The 19,983-nt window shown below is 51.6% G+C and carries 21 protein-coding genes; all 21 read left to right on the plus strand.

What is annotated here, in order from left to right:
* Positions 1 to 5 precede the first annotated feature (5 nt).
* The 21 genes from IEY46_RS05030 to IEY46_RS05130 all read left to right on the plus strand — a co-directional run bounded on the left by IEY46_RS05030 (position 6) and on the right by IEY46_RS05130 (position 19,945).
* A complete protein-coding gene (locus tag IEY46_RS05030; protein ID WP_188989727.1) occupies positions 6 to 1,382 on the plus strand; it encodes a bifunctional folylpolyglutamate synthase/dihydrofolate synthase in 1,377 nt (458 codons plus the stop codon).
* A gap of 7 nt (positions 1,383 to 1,389) precedes the next feature.
* The gene (murC, locus tag IEY46_RS05035) at positions 1,390 to 2,787 is read left to right on the plus strand and encodes a UDP-N-acetylmuramate--L-alanine ligase (RefSeq protein ID WP_188989729.1); all 1,398 of its coding nucleotides are present in this window, start codon (positions 1,390 to 1,392) and stop codon (positions 2,785 to 2,787) included.
* 959 nt (positions 2,788 to 3,746) lie between these two features.
* Positions 3,747 to 5,234, plus strand: a complete 1,488-nt coding sequence (locus IEY46_RS05040; RefSeq protein WP_188989731.1) for an SPOR domain-containing protein — start codon at positions 3,747 to 3,749, stop codon at positions 5,232 to 5,234.
* 62 nt (positions 5,235 to 5,296) lie between these two features.
* Positions 5,297 to 5,539: a DUF4321 domain-containing protein gene (locus IEY46_RS05045; protein ID WP_188989733.1), complete on the plus strand. Its 243-nt coding sequence runs from the start codon at positions 5,297 to 5,299 to the stop codon at positions 5,537 to 5,539.
* A 34-nt stretch (positions 5,540 to 5,573) separates the two neighbouring features.
* Positions 5,574 to 6,203 carry a Maf family protein gene (locus tag IEY46_RS05050; protein ID WP_188989735.1) on the plus strand — a complete coding sequence of 210 codons (630 nt, stop codon included), beginning with the start codon at positions 5,574 to 5,576 and terminating at the stop codon, positions 6,201 to 6,203.
* 51 nt (positions 6,204 to 6,254) lie between these two features.
* Positions 6,255 to 6,944, plus strand: coding sequence for a RadC family protein (radC, locus tag IEY46_RS05055; protein ID WP_188989738.1), 690 nt, complete (start codon positions 6,255 to 6,257; stop codon positions 6,942 to 6,944).
* Positions 6,945 to 6,987: 43 nt separating this feature from the next.
* The gene (locus IEY46_RS05060; protein ID WP_188989740.1) at positions 6,988 to 8,019 is read left to right on the plus strand and encodes a rod shape-determining protein; all 1,032 of its coding nucleotides are present in this window, start codon (positions 6,988 to 6,990) and stop codon (positions 8,017 to 8,019) included.
* A 45-nt stretch (positions 8,020 to 8,064) separates the two neighbouring features.
* Positions 8,065 to 8,943 carry a rod shape-determining protein MreC gene (mreC, locus tag IEY46_RS05065; RefSeq protein ID WP_229750072.1) on the plus strand — a complete coding sequence of 293 codons (879 nt, stop codon included), beginning with the start codon at positions 8,065 to 8,067 and terminating at the stop codon, positions 8,941 to 8,943.
* Positions 8,940 to 9,464, plus strand: a complete 525-nt coding sequence (mreD, locus tag IEY46_RS05070; protein ID WP_188989745.1) for a rod shape-determining protein MreD — start codon at positions 8,940 to 8,942, stop codon at positions 9,462 to 9,464. Before mreC ends, mreD begins: the two co-directional genes overlap by 4 nt.
* A gap of 163 nt (positions 9,465 to 9,627) precedes the next feature.
* The gene (gene minC / locus IEY46_RS05075; RefSeq protein ID WP_229750073.1) at positions 9,628 to 10,287 is read left to right on the plus strand and encodes a septum site-determining protein MinC; all 660 of its coding nucleotides are present in this window, start codon (positions 9,628 to 9,630) and stop codon (positions 10,285 to 10,287) included.
* A gap of 188 nt (positions 10,288 to 10,475) precedes the next feature.
* Positions 10,476 to 11,267, plus strand: coding sequence for a septum site-determining protein MinD (gene minD / locus IEY46_RS05080; RefSeq protein WP_188989749.1), 792 nt, complete (start codon positions 10,476 to 10,478; stop codon positions 11,265 to 11,267).
* Positions 11,268 to 11,474: 207 nt separating this feature from the next.
* Positions 11,475 to 12,428: a M23 family metallopeptidase gene (locus IEY46_RS05085; RefSeq protein WP_188989751.1), complete on the plus strand. Its 954-nt coding sequence runs from the start codon at positions 11,475 to 11,477 to the stop codon at positions 12,426 to 12,428.
* Positions 12,421 to 13,305 (plus strand): site-2 protease family protein, encoded by an 885-nt coding sequence (locus tag IEY46_RS05090; RefSeq protein ID WP_188989753.1) that lies wholly within the window; start codon positions 12,421 to 12,423, stop codon positions 13,303 to 13,305. Before IEY46_RS05085 ends, IEY46_RS05090 begins: the two co-directional genes overlap by 8 nt.
* Positions 13,306 to 13,346: 41 nt before the next feature.
* Positions 13,347 to 14,627: an Rne/Rng family ribonuclease gene (locus IEY46_RS05095; protein WP_188989755.1), complete on the plus strand. Its 1,281-nt coding sequence runs from the start codon at positions 13,347 to 13,349 to the stop codon at positions 14,625 to 14,627.
* Between the two features lie 184 nt (positions 14,628 to 14,811).
* Entirely contained in the window at positions 14,812 to 15,123 is a 312-nt protein-coding gene (gene rplU / locus IEY46_RS05100; protein ID WP_188989757.1) for a 50S ribosomal protein L21, read from the plus strand.
* Positions 15,124 to 15,137: 14 nt separating this feature from the next.
* Positions 15,138 to 15,476 carry a ribosomal-processing cysteine protease Prp gene (locus tag IEY46_RS05105; RefSeq protein ID WP_188989759.1) on the plus strand — a complete coding sequence of 113 codons (339 nt, stop codon included), beginning with the start codon at positions 15,138 to 15,140 and terminating at the stop codon, positions 15,474 to 15,476.
* 17 nt (positions 15,477 to 15,493) lie between these two features.
* The gene (rpmA, locus tag IEY46_RS05110; RefSeq protein WP_188989761.1) at positions 15,494 to 15,808 is read left to right on the plus strand and encodes a 50S ribosomal protein L27; all 315 of its coding nucleotides are present in this window, start codon (positions 15,494 to 15,496) and stop codon (positions 15,806 to 15,808) included.
* 117 nt (positions 15,809 to 15,925) lie between these two features.
* Positions 15,926 to 16,663, plus strand: a complete 738-nt coding sequence (locus IEY46_RS05115) for a Spo0B domain-containing protein (RefSeq protein ID WP_188989763.1) — start codon at positions 15,926 to 15,928, stop codon at positions 16,661 to 16,663.
* A gap of 14 nt (positions 16,664 to 16,677) precedes the next feature.
* On the plus strand, positions 16,678 to 18,000 hold the full coding sequence (obgE, locus tag IEY46_RS05120; RefSeq protein WP_188989765.1) for a GTPase ObgE: 1,323 nt from the start codon (positions 16,678 to 16,680) through the stop codon (positions 17,998 to 18,000).
* 197 nt (positions 18,001 to 18,197) lie between these two features.
* A complete protein-coding gene (locus IEY46_RS05125) occupies positions 18,198 to 18,635 on the plus strand; it encodes an ACT domain-containing protein (RefSeq protein WP_188989767.1) in 438 nt (145 codons plus the stop codon).
* 23 nt (positions 18,636 to 18,658) lie between these two features.
* Positions 18,659 to 19,945, plus strand: coding sequence for a homoserine dehydrogenase (locus IEY46_RS05130; RefSeq protein ID WP_188989769.1), 1,287 nt, complete (start codon positions 18,659 to 18,661; stop codon positions 19,943 to 19,945).
* Positions 19,946 to 19,983: the final 38 nt, after the last annotated feature.

Genomic DNA, 19,983 nt, shown 5'->3' on the forward strand with positions numbered 1-19,983 from the left:
AACTTATGACAGATCAGTTTCTCGAGTCCGCTGACGGCGGGCTGGCAACCTATCAGGATGCGCGGGATTGGATAGAAGGACTGATACCGCTTGGTATTCGTCCGGGCATGGAACGTATTGAGCTCCTGATGGAACGGCTCGGCAATCCGGAGCGGCGGTTGAAGTTTATACATGTCGCTGGAACAAATGGCAAAGGTTCTGTCTGCGCCTATTTGACCAGTGTGTTGATTCGCTCAGGATATGATGTGGGGACATATACATCCCCTTATATCACCAAGTTCACGAACCGGTTTCAATACAACGGCGTGGATATTCCGGAGGAATCGCTGCTTCGGTTGGCCAATAGGCTCAAACCGCTTGTGGAGGACATCGCCAAATCGGACCTGGGTTCTCCTTCCATGTTTGAGGTATCGACCGCACTTGCGATTTTGTACTATGCAACGGAGGTTTATCCGGATTTCGTAGTTTGGGAGACGGGACTCGGGGGAAGGCTTGATGTAACGAATATCGTCAACCCCCTCGTCTCAATCATAACGAATGTCGGACATGACCATATGGATATTCTGGGCGATACGATTGAACAGGTCGCTCTTGAGAAAGCGGGGATTATTAAACCTGGCGTTCCCGTCATTAGCGCTGTCAGCCAGCCGGAAGTTGCGGAGATTATTGCTTCTGCGGCCAAAGCCAAAAACAGTTCCTTGTATTTGTTCGGCGAGAAATTCAGCGAGACTCCGATAGCGGTCAAGGAAGACGAGCAGCGGTTCCGTTTCAACGGAGTGTTTCGTTCGATTGATGATTTGTCTATCACACTCAATGGGGCACATCAGCGCGCCAATGCCGCGGTTGCGGTGATGACGCTTGAAGTCATGCGCCAATACTATGCGCTTGTGATGGAAGATGAGGATCTCAGGCAAGGACTGCGCGAAGCCGCCTGGCCTGGCCGGCTGGAGATGGTCCTTCAGTCACCCCGGCTGCTGCTTGATGGCGCCCATAATCCAGAGGGCGCACAGACGCTGGCGGCAGCGCTGCGCGACACTTATACCTATGACCGGATTCATCTGATGGTGGGTATGCTGGCGAACAAGAATCATCCTGACACACTGCGGCATATACTACCTCTAGTGGATACGCTCGTGGTAACCGAGCCTGATTTTCGTAAAGCGATGTCGGCTGAAGCATTGGCGGAAATCGTCCGGGAGATGAGGGAGGAAGTCGGCCGTCCCTTCGAGCTCATCGTAGAACCGAATTGGAAGCAAGCGCTCGCGCGGCTTCAGTTGTTGACCGGTGAAACCGATTTGGCGGTTGTGACCGGAACGCTCTATTTGATTGCCGACGTCCGCTCTCAATTGCTCTACAATATGGATTCTGAAAAAGGTTGGTGAACCGTCTTTGAATACAGCAGAACACGTACATTTCATCGGTATCGGCGGTTATGGTATGAGCGCCATTGCTCGGGTCATGCTGGAAATGGGGTACAAAGTATCAGGCTCCGATGTCGCGGGACAGGAGCTCACCGAGAAGCTTGCGGCTAACGGGGCACGGATCTATATTGGCCATGAGCGGGAGCATGTGAGAGGCGCCGATCTGGTTGTTTATTCCACAGCATTGCCCCGCGACAATGTGGAACGCAAAGAAGCAGAAATACTGAACATTCCGATCTTGCATCGTGCGCAAATGCTTGCGAGACTGATGAATAACGGAAAAGGCGTGGCTGTTGCGGGCGCTCATGGCAAGACGACGACCTCATCGATGATCGCGCTCGTTATGGAAAACTGCGGAATGGACCCCACCTACATCATTGGTGGAGAGATCATTAATGTAGGCACCAACGCCAAGGCCGGGAAGGGCGAATATGTAGTGGCGGAAGCAGATGAAAGCGATGGTTCCTTCCTGCAATACCATCCTGCAATCGCGATTGTTACCAACATCGAGCCGGATCATTTGGAAAATTACGATGGTGACTTCACCAAGCTGAAGGCCGCTTATGTGCAGTTTTTAAGCCAGGTCAAAGATGATGGGAAGGCAATTATCTGCATCGATGACGAAAACCTGCAGGATATGCTTCCTAATCTGGAAGCAGGTCCGCTGGGCAGCGAAGGTATTATCACCTACGCCATCGATAGGGAAGCGGTGTATACGGCAGCGGATATTGAGCTTGGCGACCGCAAAGTATCGTTTGAATTGACGAAGCACGGAGAGAAGCTGGGGCGTGTCAATTTGTCCGTTCCTGGAAGACATAATGTTTATAATGCGATGGCGACGATTATCACATGCCTGGAAGCGGGCGTACCATTCGACGCAGTAGCCGAGGCCATAGTCGGGTTCCGGGGCGCAAAGCGGCGCTTCCAGGTGCTTGGCGAGGTTAATGATATTCTGGTCATAGACGATTATGCGCATCATCCTACCGAGATTCAGGCGACCATCAGCGCCGCCAAATCGACAGGCAAGCGGATAATTGCCGTGTTTCAGCCGCAGCGCTATACAAGAACCTTTTTTCTGTTCGATCAGTTCAGCCGTGCCTTCTCCGAGGCGGATGAGGTGATCATCACGGACATCTACTCCCCGGCTGGGGAACAACAGATCGAAGGTGTTCATTCGAAAAAGTTGGTCGAGCTTATCGTTAAAAACAGCAACGCGAACACCACCTACCTTCCTACGAAGGAAGAGGTACTCGCCGAGCTTTCCAAACATGTTTCACCGGGCGATCTGGTTATTACCATGGGGGCCGGAGACATCTGGAAAGTCGCCGATGGACTCGCCCGATTACTTGCATCCAGACATGCCTAAATCCCCCTGCGACTCTCCGGGAGCTTCCCGGAGGGTTTTTTCTATTTCCCCCCCTAAATCCCCCAGAGGGGGACCCCAAGCTCCCCGGCCCTCTGGTCACCCGGAATGGTCTAACGTGAGTGGCACACCCAAGGGGATTAGTTACAGCGAGCTAAGCCTCGTTTACGTCCCGTCCGGGACCGTATGCCCCCCTAAATCCCCCAGAGGGGGACCCCAAGGGCCCCGGCCCTCTGGACACCCGGAATGTCTAATGTGAGCGGCGCACCCAAGCGGATAAGATACAGCGAGCTAGGCCTCGATTACGTCCCGTTCGGGACCCACTATCACTTTACCGCATCAGGGCACTAGAAGAATGGAAGTGTGTCCCGAGAGGGACGAAAAACGATCTTTGCACATCGTACCTGACACGCGTCACTATACATCCGACGTTATTAAAGGACGAAGTCCACAAGGCGACCCGGGAGCGCAGACAGGAAGTGTGTCCCGTTAGGGACGAAAAACGATCCAAGCACATTGTCACTTACAACCGATTCTCTGTAACTCCAACGTTATTTAAACCGGGTGTCCAAAGGGTCGAAGACCCTTGGGGTCCCTCCTCAGGAGGGATTTAGGGAGGGCATTAGAAAAATGGAAGTGTGTCCCCCAAGGGACGAAAACGATCTTTACACATCGTACATGACACGCGTCTGAGTCCCTCCGACGTTATTAAAGGACGAAGTCCACAAGGCGACCCGGGAGCGCAAATAGGAAGTGTGTCCCGAGAGGGACGAAAAACGATCCAAGCACGTTGTCACTTACAGCCGGTTCTCTGTAACTCCAACGTTAGTTAGATCGGGTGTCCAGAGGGTCGAAGACCCTTGGGGTCCCTCCTCGGGAGGGATTTAGGGAGGGCATTTGGCATAAATCTCTTAATCTCTCCATAGACTATTACTAGAGAATGTGGACAAGGAGAGAGTGATATGAATTCAAAAGCACGCATTACGTACCGCTTCGACAAGCAGAACGGAGCTCATGAGCAGCGGGAGCCGGAGAACAAGGAGAACGCGAACCATTCCAATGTCGTGCAGATTCATCGGGAAGAGCTTAAATTCACAACGGAGAGAGGCACCTGGAACAGCCCGTTTCAGAATGATCCCCATGCGCTGGAGCAGTTGATCCGCGAGGCGGACCGCGAGCCGGTAATAAAATCCGCTCCTGCATTAACACCGCGCACAGTGAAGAAAGGCATGGAACCTGCCCAGGTGAAATCCGCCTCGGAGCAAGAAGCGGCACCGGAAGAGAGTAAGGTGCATGCGTGGGAAAATGCTTATGAAACCCCACTTCCGATCTATAATCCTTACGATAGTGTGGACAATTGGCCTGCCGAAGATGAAGCCTGGCAAGGTATAGTCAAAAGAAAACAGACGAATCAGCCCATGATAGATTCAGAAGTCCCGGTTGAACTTGAAGGAGAAAGTGGGTTACCAGTGACTGAAGGCAAGCGGGGTTACTTTCAAACTGCGACGGTCTATCGTCATGGCCGGAACCCCTCCTGGTATAAAGTATTTGCTTCGGTGGCAGGCGCGGTTGTGACCGGAGCGTTGTTCGGTTATTTTGTGTTGGCGCTGTTTACCGGGGAAGTCCCATCGGGCCCGGATACGGGGACAAAGGCTGTTTTGCCGGCTTCGGGTGCCACAAACGGCTCGAAAGGAACAGACGTTAACGCTGACGTTCCTGCGGCAGGCAAGAGCGCCACAGGGACAACGGATCAACCGTCCGGCAGCAGTAACGGCGCAAAGACCGGCAGCGCTCCGGCAAAAACGGAGGGGACGGCCGCGGCAGGAGCTGCAAAAATCAAGGCGGACATACCGGCTGTTTCTTATTTTATGCTGCAATATGGCGTATTCAGCAATCAGGAAGGAATGGATGAGGCTGTAAAGGGACTGACGGCACAAGGTTTGGCCGCAACCACCTATGAGAGCGGGGAAGATTATCGAGTTTATGTCGGGATGGCTTCAGAACGTGGGGAAGCAACAGAGCTGGGCAAAAGCATGACTGGAATGGAAGTTTACGTGAAACAAATTGACAGGCCAGGGCTTTCCGCGATCCCCTATACAGGTGATTCAGCAGAAATTGTGAGTTTTTTCAAACAAACCGACGAACTCATTCGTCTAATGAATGCCGCAACATTAGAAAAGCTTAATAAGTCTTCCAAAAGCACTTCGGCTGACTGGGAAAATCTTCATCAGAAGTGGATTAAAACGGCTGCGGCAGCGGAGCAGGGAATGACGGACAAACAGCAAAAGACAGCGCTGTTAAAGGTAATTCAGCAAGTCAATAAAGCTGCAGTTGCTTACGGGGAATATGCCAAAAAACCATCCGATGCCCATTTGTGGTCCATTCAAAACACATTGATGGAAGCGGTGTTCATTCAAAAATCCTGGTTTGCTTCTATCGATGCATTGTAAAGAGAAACGTTGGAGCGTATAATAGAGCGAACGTGTCAAAAAATGGCGAGGGACGATGGAAGATGAAGAAAAATGGTTGGATCTTGCTGTTATTCATCATAATCGGATTACTGGCAGGCACCTTGGTGTCGCGCTGGCTCGCCCCCGTCCCTGGACTTTCGTTCCTGACTACAACCTCCGAAGTTCTATGGTCGCCCGCTGCGGATTTAATTGTTCTCAGCTATGACCTCACAATCCGCTTAAAGGTAAGCCTGCTCAGCATCATCGGGCTAATTGCAGCCATTTGGCTGTACCGCAAAATGTGAACATGCATAAGTAACCAATAGGAGTGCTACAAAGATGGATGCATCCCTTCCAACTCACTCGTTCCAAGTTCGCCAGCTTGTGCTGGCTTCATCATCTCCACGCCGGCGGGATCTGGTCGAATCGCTTGACCTGTCCTTGCCGGTTCTCATTTTGTCTACCGATGCGGATGAACAGACTCCAGCAGACTGGTCGCCGTCCCATATTGTCGAACAACTCTCGCTGCGTAAAGCAAGAGCGGCTGTTTCCATGCTGAGCGGCCAGGATGCGGACCGGTCTCTTATTGTCGGAGCGGATACGATTGTTGTAGTAGACGGGAACGTTTTGGGGAAACCTGCCAATGAGCGGGAAGCGCATGCGATGCTGTCCCTGTTACAAGGGAAGGAACATCAGGTATATACCGGGGTTGCCTGCCTGGAGACGGCTACGGGCCGGGAGCTTATTGCCCACCGAATGACCCGTGTCACGATGAAACCGCTTGATCCGGAACGGATCAAGCGCTACATTGCGACAGGCGAACCAATGGACAAGGCAGGAAGTTATGCGATCCAAGGGTTGGGAGCAGCGCTTGTGGACAGGCTGGACGGCTGTTATTTCAATGTAGTCGGACTGCCGGTCTCCCTGTTGTCGGATATGCTATCCTCCTTCGGCGTAGAAGTCATCTGATTCTGATGAGCTAAGAACTGATAATTTGCCACAAGAAAGCGGGAACTGGACATGGAAGCACGGCAATATGTGCTCAAGGATGTCCCTAACGAAGACCGACCAAGAGAACGCCTGATGACTGTTGGGGCAGAAGCGTTAAGTCATGCCGAATTACTTGCTATTTTGCTGCGGACCGGAACGCGAAGCGAATCCGCTGTGCTGCTGGCTTCACGTATTTTGAAAGAATGCGGCAGTCTGTACGGTCTGGTTGATATGAGCATTGACGAGCTTACGGCTATACGCGGCATAGGACCGGCCAAAGCCGTTCAGCTGCGTGCAGGCATAGAGCTGGGAAGACGTCTGGCGCGCAGTCAACAGAATGAAACATTTACCATTCGCAAGCCTTCTGATGCAGCGAACTTTATGATGGAGGAGCTCCGTTATTTAAAGAAGGAGCACTTCGTCTGTTTATTTTTGAATACCAAAAATCATGTCATTCATCATGAAACTCTGTCAGTTGGAACATTAAATGCGTCGCTCGTGCATCCCCGGGAAGTGTTCCGGGCAGCTATCAAGTGCAGCAGCGCGTCGATTATATGCATGCACAACCATCCCAGCGGCGATCCTACGCCGAGTCCGGAGGATATTACCCTGACGCGCAGGCTGGTGGAAGCAGGCGAGCTGGTTGGCATCGATGTGCTTGATCATCTGGTAATAGGTGACAATCGGTTTATCAGTTTGAAGGAGCAAGGTTGTATGTAATATAATAGGATGGATTGCCTTAAGAAGAGAAAGGAAGATTATCATGTTCGGTGGCACAAAGGATTTGGGGATTGACCTTGGAACGGCTAATACGCTTGTTTATTTAAAAGGCAAAGGGATTGTCGTAAGAGAACCCTCTGTGGTTGCTCTGCGTACAGATACAAAAACGATTGAAGCCGTGGGCGAGCAAGCCAAAAAAATGATTGGTCGTACGCCGGGCAACATTCGGGCAATAAGGCCGATGAAAGACGGTGTGATCGCGGATTTCGAAACAACCGCGACCATGATTAAATACTTTATTCGCCAGGCGCAGAAGCAGCGTTCATTTTTTCCGCGTCATCCGAATGTTATGGTATGCGTGCCATCGGGTATTACGGCGGTGGAGCAGCGGGCCGTGAAAGAAGCGACGGAGCAGGCGGGAGCGAAAGAAGCTTTCACGATTGAGGAGCCGTTTGCTGCTGCGATCGGGGCAGACCTTCCGGTTTGGGAACCCACAGGAAGCATGGTCGTCGATATTGGCGGCGGTACGACTGAAGTAGCGGTTATTTCGCTAGGCGGCATCGTAACGAGCCGTTCGATCCGGATTGCCGGTGACGACATGGACGAGGCGGTCATTCAATATATTAAACGCATGTACAACTTGATGATCGGTGAGCGTACTTCAGAGCAGCTCAAGATGGAAATTGGCTCTGCGCTGCCGTTGGACAAGCCGGAGACCATTGAAATCCGGGGCCGCGATCTTGTATCCGGTCTGCCCAAAACGCTGCCGATCTCTTCCGGAGAAATAACAGAAGCCTTATTGGACACCATTAATTCTATTGTGGAAGCTGTAAAAGTAACACTGGAGAAATGCCCGCCGGAGCTTTCCTCTGATATTATGGATCGTGGAATTGTGTTGACCGGTGGCGGCGCTTTGCTGCGCAACCTGGATAAATTGTTGGCCCGTGAAACGGGGATGCCGGTTATTGTGGCGGAAAATCCGCTGGATTGTGTTGCGATTGGAACTGGACGTGCGCTTGATAATATTGACTTATTTAAAACGCGGGGCGGCCCGGTTTCTCGTTCCAAACGATAAAGTCCGGATAGGAATCGGATGAGCGGAATGGACGGGTGATCATAATTGTTTAATTGGATGCGTAAAAGACGCATGTTTGTTCTGATGATTGGATTTATCGTTTTTGTTGCCGTGATGGGTTTCTCTATTGGCGACCGTAAGAAGCTCACCTGGCCGGAAAACTTTGTGCTTGATTCAAGCGCTTTTGTGCAGCAGTGGTTTTACAGGCCCGCAGGTTATATCGCGGGCTTGTTTGAAGATTTGGCCAACCTGCGGGATGTTTACCGGGAGAACGAAATCCTGCGCGTGAATGCGGCCAATTACGCCAGAGATTCGGTCAAATTCAATATAATCAAGGAACAAAATGAATCCTTGAAGGAGGATCTCGGTTTTACCGAGCGGCAGAAAGGCCTATATGAATATGAATACATAATCGCCCAGGTCGTTTCCGCCAGCAATGATCCTTACGACCAAACGATCCGTATTGATTTGGGATCCAAAGACGGCATTGAACTGAATATGGTTGTGATCACGACCAAAGGTCTGGTCGGGTTGATCAGCCGGGTGGATCCGTTCTATTCCTCGGTCATGCCGATTACGGATCTGGATGCCAATTCGCTGGATGCCAGTACCAAGCAAATACCGGCAACCGCGGAGAATAAGAAAAAGTCCTTTGGCATGATTGAAAGCTACCGCAAGGACACAGGCAAATTGGTTATGAGCAAAATACCCGAAAACGATCCCATTGCCAAAGGCGATACCGTGATCACGTCGGGGCTTGCGAATGTATTTCCACGCGGCCTGATCGTCGGAACCGTGGACTCTGTTCAGGTTGGCGATTTTGGTCTGACCAACACCGCAACAATAACGCCGGCGGCGGATTTTAATCATCTGACGGAAGTATTTGTGGTGAAAGTTCCCAATCCGGGAGAAGAGACGAAATGAGCATTCAACGAATCATTCTTGTGATGCTGCTTTTCTTTTTTTCGGAAGGAACTCTTTTTTACTGGCTGCTCCCGGATAATCTGGTAGGCCGCGTGGTCCCGCATTTCGTATTGGCGTTTGTGCTTTTGGCCGGGATGTACAGGGGCCGACATTCGGCGCTCCTTCTTGGCTTTTTCTTCGGCCTGCTGCATGATATTGCGTTTTACGGGCGGATTATCGGTCTTGATTCGTTTACATTTGCGCTTGTCGGGTATTTGTGCGGCTTGCTGCTGGAAGGCAGAAGGAGCACTCTCCTGATGGCTTTGACCATGATTGCTTTCTTTACTTTTTTGTATGAGACGATCATCCATTATATCTATCGCGTCTTCAAGCTCACTACCTTGTCTTATGAATGGGCCATCTTCCATCATATCCTCCCAAGTCTGTTTCTTCAGCTGTTGTTTGCATTGCTTATGTATGTGCCGGCAAGGCGATGGTTCGAGGGAAGTTTGAAAAAGAAGAAAGAAGATGAAGAGGAATAACCGGTCTAGGCAGGAATCGGGAGGTTCGGAAAAGAATCGTTAACTAGAGGTTGTTCAAAACGTCCGGTTCGCGTCTCATTCCATGTCTATTCAACCTTCTCGGTACTTAATTACGTACTTGTTGAACTCACATTCATATTCTGACAGAGAAGGAGGGACGAGCGTGACCGAGAAGCAGCATATTACAATAAAAGGTGTTAAAGAAGGGTTAGTATTCCTTCTCGACGACCAATGCGAATTTTCCTTGCTGCTTCAAGAACTGCAATATAAATTGGAAAAGTCGCATCAACAGCTGCTGACCGGTCCGATCGTTCATGTTCATGTGAAGCTGGGCACACGTCTGGCCAATGAGGAAGAGAAGGATCAGATTAAATCCGTTATTCGCAAGCAGGGCAATCTTATTGTCCAGTCGGTGGAAAGCGACGCGCAGGAGAAGCCGGAGATTGATGAAGGAAATAATCTTCGTGTATTGACGGGCATTATCCGATCCGGTCAAACAGTTGAGCATCATGGCAATTTGCTGCTAATGGGCGATTTGAATCCTGGGGGCTCGCTTCTTTGTACGGGCGATATATATGTTCTCGGATCACTCCGGGGATTGGCGCATGCCGGCACGGCAGGCAAGACGGAAGCCATCATTGCGGCTTCCCTGCTCAGACCCACCCAACTGCGGATCAGCGAAGTGATCAGCAGACCCCCGGATGAATGGATGACGGGCGATGCCGCGATGGAATTTGCCTATTTAAATGACGGCATGATGAAGATTGACAAAATGACGCAGCTGTATCGTATTCGCAATCAATCTTTTATTTTTAAAGCATAGAATGGCCGGATCCATAGAAGAGGGAAGAATCTTGTTACACCGCCATGTGAAATTCCCAGGTGCGAATTGGCATCGCGGGTCCTGTGCGGAGTATATGCCGTATCTTCTGGTACAACGTTACTTAGACTGCCAATTGAAGCGTCGCCTCCAGGGGAAGCTTTAATGGTTGCAGCGGGGGAGTGTTAAGCTTGGGAGAAGCGATCGTGGTAACATCGGGAAAAGGCGGGGTCGGAAAAACAACGACTTCAGCCAATTTGGGCACGGCACTTGCTTTGGTAGGGAAAAAAGTCTGTATGGTCGATACGGATATCGGGTTGCGCAACCTGGATGTGGTAATGGGGCTGGAGAACCGGATTATTTATGACCTGCTTGATGTTTCCGAGGGACGCTGCAGACTGAATCAGGCGCTGGTCAAGGACAAGCGTTTCGACGAGCTCTACATGCTGCCTGCGGCCCAAACCAAGGATAAGAACGATATCACCCCGGAACAGGTCAAAGATATTGTGCTGGAGTTGAAAAAAGAATTCGATTATATTGTCATCGACTGTCCTGCCGGAATTGAGCAGGGCTTCCGCAATGCCATTGCCGGAGCCGACCGCGCAATAATTGTTACAACTCCGGAGAACGCCGCTGTCCGGGATGCAGACCGGGTAATCGGCCTGCTGGAGCAGAACCAGATTTCCTCCAGGCTGATCATAAACCGGATTCGCGCCAATATGGTCCGCACGGGTGATATGCTGGATATTGATGAGATCTGCCAGGTGCTGGCTATCGATCTGCTGGGAATCGTTCCGGATGACGAGAAAGTCATCCGTTCAGCCAATGCAGGGGAGCCGACTGTAATGGATCCTACCTCCCGTGCAGCAATCGCTTACCGGAATATCGCCCGCCGTATGCTGGGCGATATGGTGCCGCTCATGCCGCTTGAAGAAAAGACCGGCGTTATGAAGCGTTTCCGCAAGTTTCTCGGGCTGGGCTGAATGCTGATCACCTGGAAGGCATACGGAAAATACGGTGCCGGGAAGCGATTGGTAGATGTGAGCATTCGAAATGGAAGAAGAACCGTTCAGCTGCCGGCTGAATGGTTCTTTTTAGGTTTGGCGCGTACAACGCCACTCCCAACATAAACAAGCCTTCGATCTCATATATATGAATGAACAAGCCTTGATGAGATGGAGGGATGGGCCATGGATACGAACAATGGCATCCGTCAACGCCGACAGGAGCGGATACGGCGGATTATGGAGCAGGAGCAGAACCAGAAGCTGGGCCAGACGGTGATACCGGTCCGCAGCTTTAAGGAGAAACAGCCGCTGTCTGTCAAGCCGCTTCCTGATCCCCACAGCGAGGAAAGAAAAGGAAAGTCCGATTTACACTTTCAGGAACAAGGCCCGGATCCGGAACAAATGTGGAAGGCGCAAGCCAATCCTTGGGAAAGCGTAGGCTGGGAGCTTGCCCCCAAACCCCACACCAAACTTCGAAACGTCCCGGCAAATCCCGGAGTGGATCACCCCCGCAAGCCATTTGTCATCCAGGGACTTTTTATTCAGAGCGCTGTCGCGGCTGCCATCTTCGTTATCGTGTTTGCGATGTTCCGTCTTGATACGCCGATTGCAAAACGCGGACAAGCGATGGTCACCTCAGCGCTGACGGAACAGATCGATTTCGGACAGGCCGCATCCTGGTATAACCGGATGTTCGCCGGAGCCCCTTCCTTTATCCCCTGGTTTCGGGACGGACATGAGGGAGAGTCCAGGCTCGCCGAAGGTGAAGTCGCGCTGGCAGTGGTTGCACCTCTTCCACAAGGAACAATTGTCCGCTCGTTTGCGGAAACGCTGAGCGGAGTGGAGCTGGCCGGGAGCTCCGCGGCTCCGGTTCTGTCGGCCGAAACCGGGCGGGTTCTGCTCGTGTCCGAAGAGCAGGATACAGGTAAAACCATTGTCATTCAGCATGCCACTGGGCGGATGACGGTGTATGGGCGGCTTGGACAGGTGAATGTAGCGGTGAATGACTGGGTTGAAGCCGGGCAATCTTTAGGAGAGCTGCCGGCAGCTCTGGAGGGCGGACAAAGCTTGTTATTTTTTGCGGTGAAGGAGAAAGGCCGGTACGTCGATCCCGCCGACATTATCCCGTTTGATTAGGTTGTACGGCATAAACTGGTCGGTTCACCCGCTATTTGTGCTGGTCATGCTGGCGTCCATTGCTACAGGTTATTTTGTCGAGCTGATTACCTTGTTTGCCATTGTGCTCGTCCACGAAATTGGGCATGTCTTGGCCGCGAAAGGGTTTGGCTGGACGGTCCATGAGGTGAAGCTGCTGCCTTTCGGCGGTGTGGCCGAGGTCGAGGAGGGCGCGAACCTGCCAGCCAGAGAGGACGCTATCGTAGCCATTGCCGGCCCGCTGCAAAATGTGTGGATGGGGGCATTGGCTTGGGCTTTTGGCGAAACGGGATTGTGGAATCAGGAATGGTCCCTCTATGTCATGCATGCAAATATAATGATCGGGTTGTTTAATCTGCTGCCAATTTTGCCGCTGGATGGCGGCAAGCTGCTGCAGGCTGCATTAAGCCGGATGATGCCCCATAGACAGACGCTTGTGTGGATGGGAAGGATCAGTCTGGTTCTTAGCTGTATGATGATCATTTTCGCCGTTATTCCCGCATTCCATGAACCTGGCGGAGGGATCCAGGCGAATTTGCTGGCGGTCGGGTTATTTCTGCTGCTGACAAACTGGACAGCCTACCGGCATATCCCGTTTCTCTTTATCCGCTTTCTGACACACCGTGCGGACGTCTCCTCCCGTTCGATGGCACTCGGCGGCTGGGCGCTGCCGATTGTGGTCTCGAAGCGTCATTCCATCGCCTCCGCGCTGCGTCTGTTCCGACGCGACAGCTATCATCTGATTGTTGTGATGGAAGAGCCGGGAAACATCGTCGCCGTGCTTCCGGAGCAGCAGTTGGTGAACGGTTATTTGGCGGAAGGAAAGGCTGACCGTGCAGTTTTGGAGCTTTTCATGTAAAATAAGACCCAGAACACCTACTGGGCAGGTGAAAATAAAAGATGAAGCAGATGCTTGTGCATAAAGAAAAGGACAGGCTGCAAATCGCAATTCTAGACAATGGCCGATTAGCTGAGTTCTATATGGAAACGGCAGACAAGGCCAATCAGCTTGTGGGCAGTATTTTTAAAGGAAGAATCGTGAATGTTCTCCCTGGCATGCAAGCGGCGTTTGTAGATATCGGACTGGCCAAGAATGCTTTTCTTTATATTGATGATGTGCTTCATCCCCATTTGGAGCAGCAGCCCAAAGAGAAGCCGGCCATTACCCAGCTACTGCGGGCAGGACAGGGAATTCTCGTGCAAGTCGTAAAGGAACCATTAGGCGGCAAAGGCGCTCGAGTGACCACGCATTTCTCGTTGCCGGGCAGATTTCTTGTGTATATGCCCCATGCCGCTTATGTCGGCGTATCCAAAAAAGTAAAAACGGAGCAGGAGCGTGCAAGGCTGCGCTCGCTTGGGGAACGGCACCGGGAGGCGGAAGAGGGCATCATATTGCGGACTGCGGCGGAGAGTGAAAACAGTGATGCCCTATTGGCGGATGTACGTTTTCTGCGCGAGCTGTGGCAGGGAATCCAAGCCCGAGCGACGGACGCGGCAGTACCTGCAGAGCTTCACCGGGAAGCCGGCCTTTCCCACCGCCTTGTGCGGGATTTGCTCTCCGTGGAGCTGGATGAGTTATGGATTGACGATCAGGACTTCTATACGGAAACGGAAGCCCTCATCAAACAAATGGCGCCAACCATGCAATCTCGTTTGAGGCTTTATGATCAAGCACATGCAAGTCACTCTTCGGTCGGACTTTTGAACCGCTATCAGGTTAACCATCAGTTGCAGGAGGCCTTCGATCGCCGCATCCGACTGGTCTGCGGCGGGGATCTGGTATGGGATCAGACGGAAGCCCTTACCGTAATCGATGTCAATACGGGCAGATTTGTCGGGTCGCGGGATCTGGAGGATACCGTTTTCCGGACCAATATGGAAGCAGCAGAGCAAATTGCCAGACTGCTCCGGCTGCGTGATATCGGCGGAATAATTATTATTGATTTTATAGATATGGAGCAGGAAACGCATCGCGAGCAGATCGCCCGCCTGCTGGAGGGGCTGCTGAGGCATGACCGCACCAAATGCCAAGTGGTTGGCTGGACCCGCCTCGGATTGCTGGAGCTGACCCGCAAGAAGGTCCGGGAGCATGCGATGAGCCAACTCCTGGAGATTTGCCCGGTATGCAAGGGTAGAGGAAGAGTGAATGCTGCAAAAGTGACGGGCAGCAAAACATTTTAATCGCATCCAAAACTTAATAATATAGTTGCTATTGTCTCTGTTCCTGTGATAATATATTATGGTGCCTGTGGATTAGGGATTTCCTTCTACAGCCATTTACCGCACAGAACAGGTTCACAAGTCCATCCGGTCCGCCGGAGGCACCTGCATCAGGCGAGTCTTCGACAATAAGGAGGTGCACTACATGTTCGCGATTATTGAAACGGGTGGTAAACAATACAAGGTTCAAGAAGGCGATGTTCTTTACATCGAGAAATTGAACGCCGGTGATGGCGAGAACGTAACGTTCGACCGCGTACTGGCTGTTTCCAATAAAGACGGTCTCGTAACCGGAACTCCGGTTGTGGCTGGAGCTACTGTTACAGCTACAGTTGAGAGACACGGCAAAGGTCAAAAAATTATCGTTTATAAATACAAGGCGAAGAAAAACTACCGTCGTAAGCAAGGTCATCGTCAGCCGTATACGAAAGTAACGATTGGCGCGATTAAGTCTTAAGTGAGGTCTGAGCAATGATTACGATCACTATTTTGCGGCATTCCGCCGAGAATTCACGAATCGTATCATTTGCGATTGAAGGACATGCCCAGTTTAAGAAGCCCGGCAAGGATATCGTTTGTGCAGGGGTTTCCGCCATTTCGGTCGGTACCGTCAACGCAATTGAAGAGCTTGCAGGCTTGGAGCTCCCGGCTTCTATGGACAACGGGTGGCTGCAGTCGGACATTCCGGAGCAGAGTGATCCCGCTGTGAACGAAAGGGTTCAGCTGCTGCTGGAATCGATGATTGTCATGCTCTCCACAATCGTGGCCTCATACGGGAAGTTCGTTCAGATCCGTCAACAAATTCGTTAACAAAGGAGGGTACAACCATGTTGAAACTGAATCTTCAGTTGTTTGCATCGAAGAAGGGTGTAGGTTCCACAAGAAATGGTCGCGACAGCCAATCGAAACGTCTCGGCGCTAAACGCGCGGACGGTCAAGTGGTAACAGCGGGCAGCATCTTGTTCCGCCAACGCGGAACTAAAATCCACCCGGGCAATAATGTAGGAATCGGCAAAGATGACACATTATTCGCATTGATCGAAGGCGTTGTGAAGTTCGAACGCTGGGGACGTGAACGCAAGAAAGTCAGCGTATACTCGGTCGAAGCTGCTCCGGTAGCTGCGGCAGTCGAAGTGCAATAATCAAGCTCGCCCCGGTCTGTACGCAGGCCGGGGCTTCCTTTTTTCCTTTAGCGTCTGCCGGGAAGCATGTGCTATACTGGTAAAGGTAAGGAAAGAATAGGAAAGTAGGATCGGTCCATGAGTCGCTATAAACTGATCAGGATTTGTGCAGCCGCATCGCTGCTGTTCCCAGCCGCTGCCGTTCTCATCTGGCGGTCTGAGCTTTGGCTTTTGGCCTGTTTCGTTGTCTGGTTTCTGGCTGCCGGATTGCTCTGGCTATGGTGTGATCGAAAAGAACAGGCTTGCCGTGAAGCCCGACTGATTCGTGAACTGCAAACATTATCCATCTCCACCTTAAATCATCACCGTCATGACTGGATGAACGATTTGCAGGTGCTTTATGGTTACATTCGGATGAAGAAAGCTGAGAAAGCTGCTGAGTGTGTGGAACAGATAAGGGAACGGATGATGATTGAGAGCAAGATCGCCAAACTGGGCGTTCCCTCGCTTGTCGTCTACCTCCAGTCCTTTCGTACGAGAATGCATGCTGTTGAACTGGATCTTGAAATCGACGGCGACCTGAATTTGGCCGAGCGTGGATTGGATGGACAACGCGCGGCTAGGACCCTTCAGGATATATTGGATGCCTACCGGCACGCGGTAGCCACAGGCTCAGGAGAAGTGGCCAAGCTGATGGTCGATCTGTCGCTCAACGAGAATACAATGACCGCTTCGTTTCATTATGACGGCGGAATGAATGATAAAGAGGAATGGAAGCATAAATGCAAGCGTGCGATAATCAATTCGCCGCTGAAAGCAGCCGGCACGGATGTCGAGCCGGATAACCTGACGCTCCATGCGGAGCTTGTGAAATAAACGGAGGCTGGGGCATGTTTGTCGATAAAGCGAAGATATTTGTAAAAGGCGGGGACGGCGGGAACGGAATCGTATCCTACCGCCGTGAGAAATATGTACCCGAGGGCGGACCGGCTGGCGGTGACGGCGGACGGGGAGCAAACGTTATTTTTCGTGTGGATGAAGGGCTTCGTACCCTGATGGATTTTCGGTACCAGAAGCATTTCAAAGCGGAAAAAGGCGAGCGCGGCAAAGTGAAAAGCATGCATGGAGCCAATGCGGAGCATATGATTGTCCGGATACCTCCAGGCACCATTATCATTAATGACGATACCCAGGAAGTAATAGCCGATATGACCCAGCATGGGCAAGAGATTGTTGTGGCTCGCGGCGGACGCGGCGGACGCGGCAACTGCCGTTTTGCTACGGTTAGCAATCCGGCGCCGGATTTTGCCGAGAATGGGGAAGAAGGCGAGGAGCGCTGGATTGTTCTGGAGCTCAAGGTGATGGCCGATGTGGGGCTGGTCGGTTTTCCAAGCGTAGGCAAGTCTACGCTCCTTTCCGTTGTTTCGGGAGCGAAGCCAAAAATCGGCGCTTATCATTTCACGACATTATCGCCAAATCTTGGCGTAGTCGAAGTTGGCGATGGACGCAGCTTCGTCATGGCGGATTTGCCGGGACTGATCGAAGGCGCCCATGAAGGCGTCGGACTCGGGCATGATTTTCTCCGACATGTTGAGCGGACCCGCGTCATCGTACATGTCATCGATATGTCCGGTTCCGAGGGTAGAGATCCTTTTGAGGACTGGAACAAAATAAATGAAGAACTGGCACTCTACAATCCCGTTCTGGCCGATCGCCCGCAAATTATTGCCGCCAACAAGATGGACATGCCGGACGCGCCGGATCAGCTGGAGCTGTTCCGCGAGCAGTTGGCTGAACGGGACGGAGGCATGAATTACGAAATTCTGCCGATGTCGTCTTTGACCAGGCAGGGCGTACAGGAGCTGCTGTACAAAGCAGCTGATCTGCTCGAAACGGTACCGGAAATGCCGCTTATCGATGAGGTAAAAGATGTGGCCGAACGTAAGGTTTATACCTTGGAGAAACAGGAAGACGAGTCCTTTACCGTCGGCAAGGAAAATGAAGGGTTCGTGGTACGGAGCGCTGCTATCGAGAAATTTATGAAACGCGTTAACCTGAACACGCATGACGCGGTCTTGCGGTTCGCCCGTACGTTGCGCAAGATGGGCGTCGACGCTGAGCTGCGGAAAATCGGAGCGAAGGACGGGGATTCGGTCCGGATCGGCGATTTCACGTTCGAGTTTTTTGAGGGCAGTGATTATTTTTACGAATAATACCTGCGCCACGATGGGATGGGCCGGAAGGATACCGGTTCATCTTTTTTTTTTTGATCCTTATAATATCATTCTCAAAATTGATTCAGGTATAATAGGCATTATGGTTTACATGGAATTGCCTATTGCCGCAACGCCGGATATTCGCTATAATGTCCACTATAGACGAACAGATGTCTTTCTTAGGAGGACTATCAGTGGCGGAACGATTTTTTATCGTCCGGGAGGACATTTTGCCTGAGGCGATTGTCAAGACGATTCAGGTTAAAGAGATGCTCCAGCGCGGGGAAGCGGCTACTGTTCACGAAGCGACTGAGCGCGCCGGCATCAGCAGGAGCGCTTTCTATAAGTACAAGGATGGCGTACATATGCTGAATCAGCTGGAGCGTGAACGCATTGTTACCATATCGATGGATCTGGATCACCGCTCCGGTGTTTTATCCAAAGTGCTTGGACTTGTCGCAAGCTCGGAGGGCAATGTGCTGACGATTCATCAGACCATTCCTCTTCAAGGTTTGGCCAATGTGGTCATTTCGGTGGATACTTCGCAAATGGGCAGCACACTGACGGAGCTGATGGAAGCCATCCGCAGGCAGGACGGCGTCCGCAAGGCGTCTGTGATCGGACAAGGATAGAACGAGTTGATGGAGGAGAAATCATGAAACCGGTAAAAGTTGGACTGCTTGGTCTTGGAACGGTAGGAACGGGTGTTGTCCGGATTGTCGAGGGACACCAGGAGGATTTGCAGAATCAGACAGGTTCTCCAATCGTGATTGATAAAATATTGGTGCAGGATGCCAGCAAGAGCCGTGCCGTGAACATTGATCCCGGCAAGCTGACAGAAGATCCCTGGGATATCATTCATGATCCCGATATTTCCGTTATTGTGGAAGTTATGGGCGGCATCGAGCTGACTAAAGGGTATATCCTGGAGGCGTTGGCCAGGGGCAAGCATGTCATTACCGCCAATAAAGATTTAATGGCCCTTCACGGACCAGAAATTTTGGCTGCTGCACAGGAGCATGGATGCGATGTCCTCTACGAAGCAAGCGTAGCCGGAGGCATTCCCATTATCCGTACGCTGGTTGAAGGTTTCTCATCAGACCGGATTACGAAAATTATGGGCATCGTCAATGGTACGACCAATTATATTCTGACGAAAATGACCCAGGAGGGAACGGTTTATTCGGAAGCGCTGGCAGAGGCCCAGCAGTTGGGGTATGCCGAAGCCGATCCGACCTCCGATGTCGAGGGACTGGACGCAGCCCGCAAAATGACCATTCTTTCCACATTGGGCTTCCGTTCGAATGTTGCTCTGGAAGATGTGGATGTGAAGGGGATTTCGTCGGTCAGCAGAGAGGATATCTTGTATGCCGGCCGGCTCGGTTATGTCGTGAAGCTGCTCGGTATCGCAGAGAGCCAGGATGACTTTATCAGTGTCAGCGTTCAACCGACAATGGTTAAGCATTCCCATCCGCTCGCCTCGGTCAACGGGGTGTTTAACGCGGTTTATGTATTTGGCGAAGCAGTCGGCGAGACTATGTTCTACGGTGCGGGGGCAGGAGAGATGCCGACGGCAACCTCTATCGTTGCAGATCTGGTAGCTGTGGTCAAAAATTTGAAGCTGGGCGTTAACGGCAAACAGGCTCTGCTTACCTACAAGTTGAAGAAACTTAAAACAGATGAGCAGATTTCGTCAAAATATTTTATGCTGCTTCATGTTGATGACCGCGCAGGTGTGCTGGCGAAAATCACGCAGGCCTTTGCCGAGTGCGAGGTGAGCCTGGAATCCGTTCTACAGCAGCCCAATGCGAGCATAACCGAAGCTGAAATCATTATTATTACCCATGACGCCAGTAAAGCGGCTGTAACCAAAGTATTGGACGCGTTCAAGCAGATGGACGTCGTCAAAAACATCAGAAGCGTTTACCGTGTGGAAGGCTGATAATAGGCCGCTTAAAGGTAACCCTTTTTTTAAGGAGC

Origin of the sequence: Paenibacillus nasutitermitis, from assembly GCF_014641075.1 — a bacterium.
Classification (GTDB): domain Bacteria; phylum Bacillota; class Bacilli; order Paenibacillales; family Paenibacillaceae; genus Paenibacillus_Z; species Paenibacillus_Z nasutitermitis.

Coding starts and splice junctions, on each gene's coding strand:
- IEY46_RS05030 (WP_188989727.1), top strand. CDS start 6: ATGACAGATCAGTTTCTCGAGTCCGCTGACGGCGGGCTGGCAACCTAT.
- IEY46_RS05040 (WP_188989731.1), top strand. CDS start 3,747: ATGAATTCAAAAGCACGCATTACGTACCGCTTCGACAAGCAGAACGGA.
- IEY46_RS05045 (WP_188989733.1), top strand. CDS start 5,297: ATGAAGAAAAATGGTTGGATCTTGCTGTTATTCATCATAATCGGATTA.
- IEY46_RS05050 (WP_188989735.1), top strand. CDS start 5,574: ATGGATGCATCCCTTCCAACTCACTCGTTCCAAGTTCGCCAGCTTGTG.
- radC (WP_188989738.1), top strand. CDS start 6,255: ATGGAAGCACGGCAATATGTGCTCAAGGATGTCCCTAACGAAGACCGA.
- IEY46_RS05060 (WP_188989740.1), top strand. CDS start 6,988: ATGTTCGGTGGCACAAAGGATTTGGGGATTGACCTTGGAACGGCTAAT.
- mreD (WP_188989745.1), top strand. CDS start 8,940: ATGAGCATTCAACGAATCATTCTTGTGATGCTGCTTTTCTTTTTTTCG.
- IEY46_RS05085 (WP_188989751.1), top strand. CDS start 11,475: ATGGATACGAACAATGGCATCCGTCAACGCCGACAGGAGCGGATACGG.
- IEY46_RS05095 (WP_188989755.1), top strand. CDS start 13,347: ATGAAGCAGATGCTTGTGCATAAAGAAAAGGACAGGCTGCAAATCGCA.
- rplU (WP_188989757.1), top strand. CDS start 14,812: ATGTTCGCGATTATTGAAACGGGTGGTAAACAATACAAGGTTCAAGAA.
- IEY46_RS05105 (WP_188989759.1), top strand. CDS start 15,138: ATGATTACGATCACTATTTTGCGGCATTCCGCCGAGAATTCACGAATC.
- rpmA (WP_188989761.1), top strand. CDS start 15,494: ATGTTGAAACTGAATCTTCAGTTGTTTGCATCGAAGAAGGGTGTAGGT.
- IEY46_RS05115 (WP_188989763.1), top strand. CDS start 15,926: ATGAGTCGCTATAAACTGATCAGGATTTGTGCAGCCGCATCGCTGCTG.
- obgE (WP_188989765.1), top strand. CDS start 16,678: ATGTTTGTCGATAAAGCGAAGATATTTGTAAAAGGCGGGGACGGCGGG.
- IEY46_RS05130 (WP_188989769.1), top strand. CDS start 18,659: ATGAAACCGGTAAAAGTTGGACTGCTTGGTCTTGGAACGGTAGGAACG.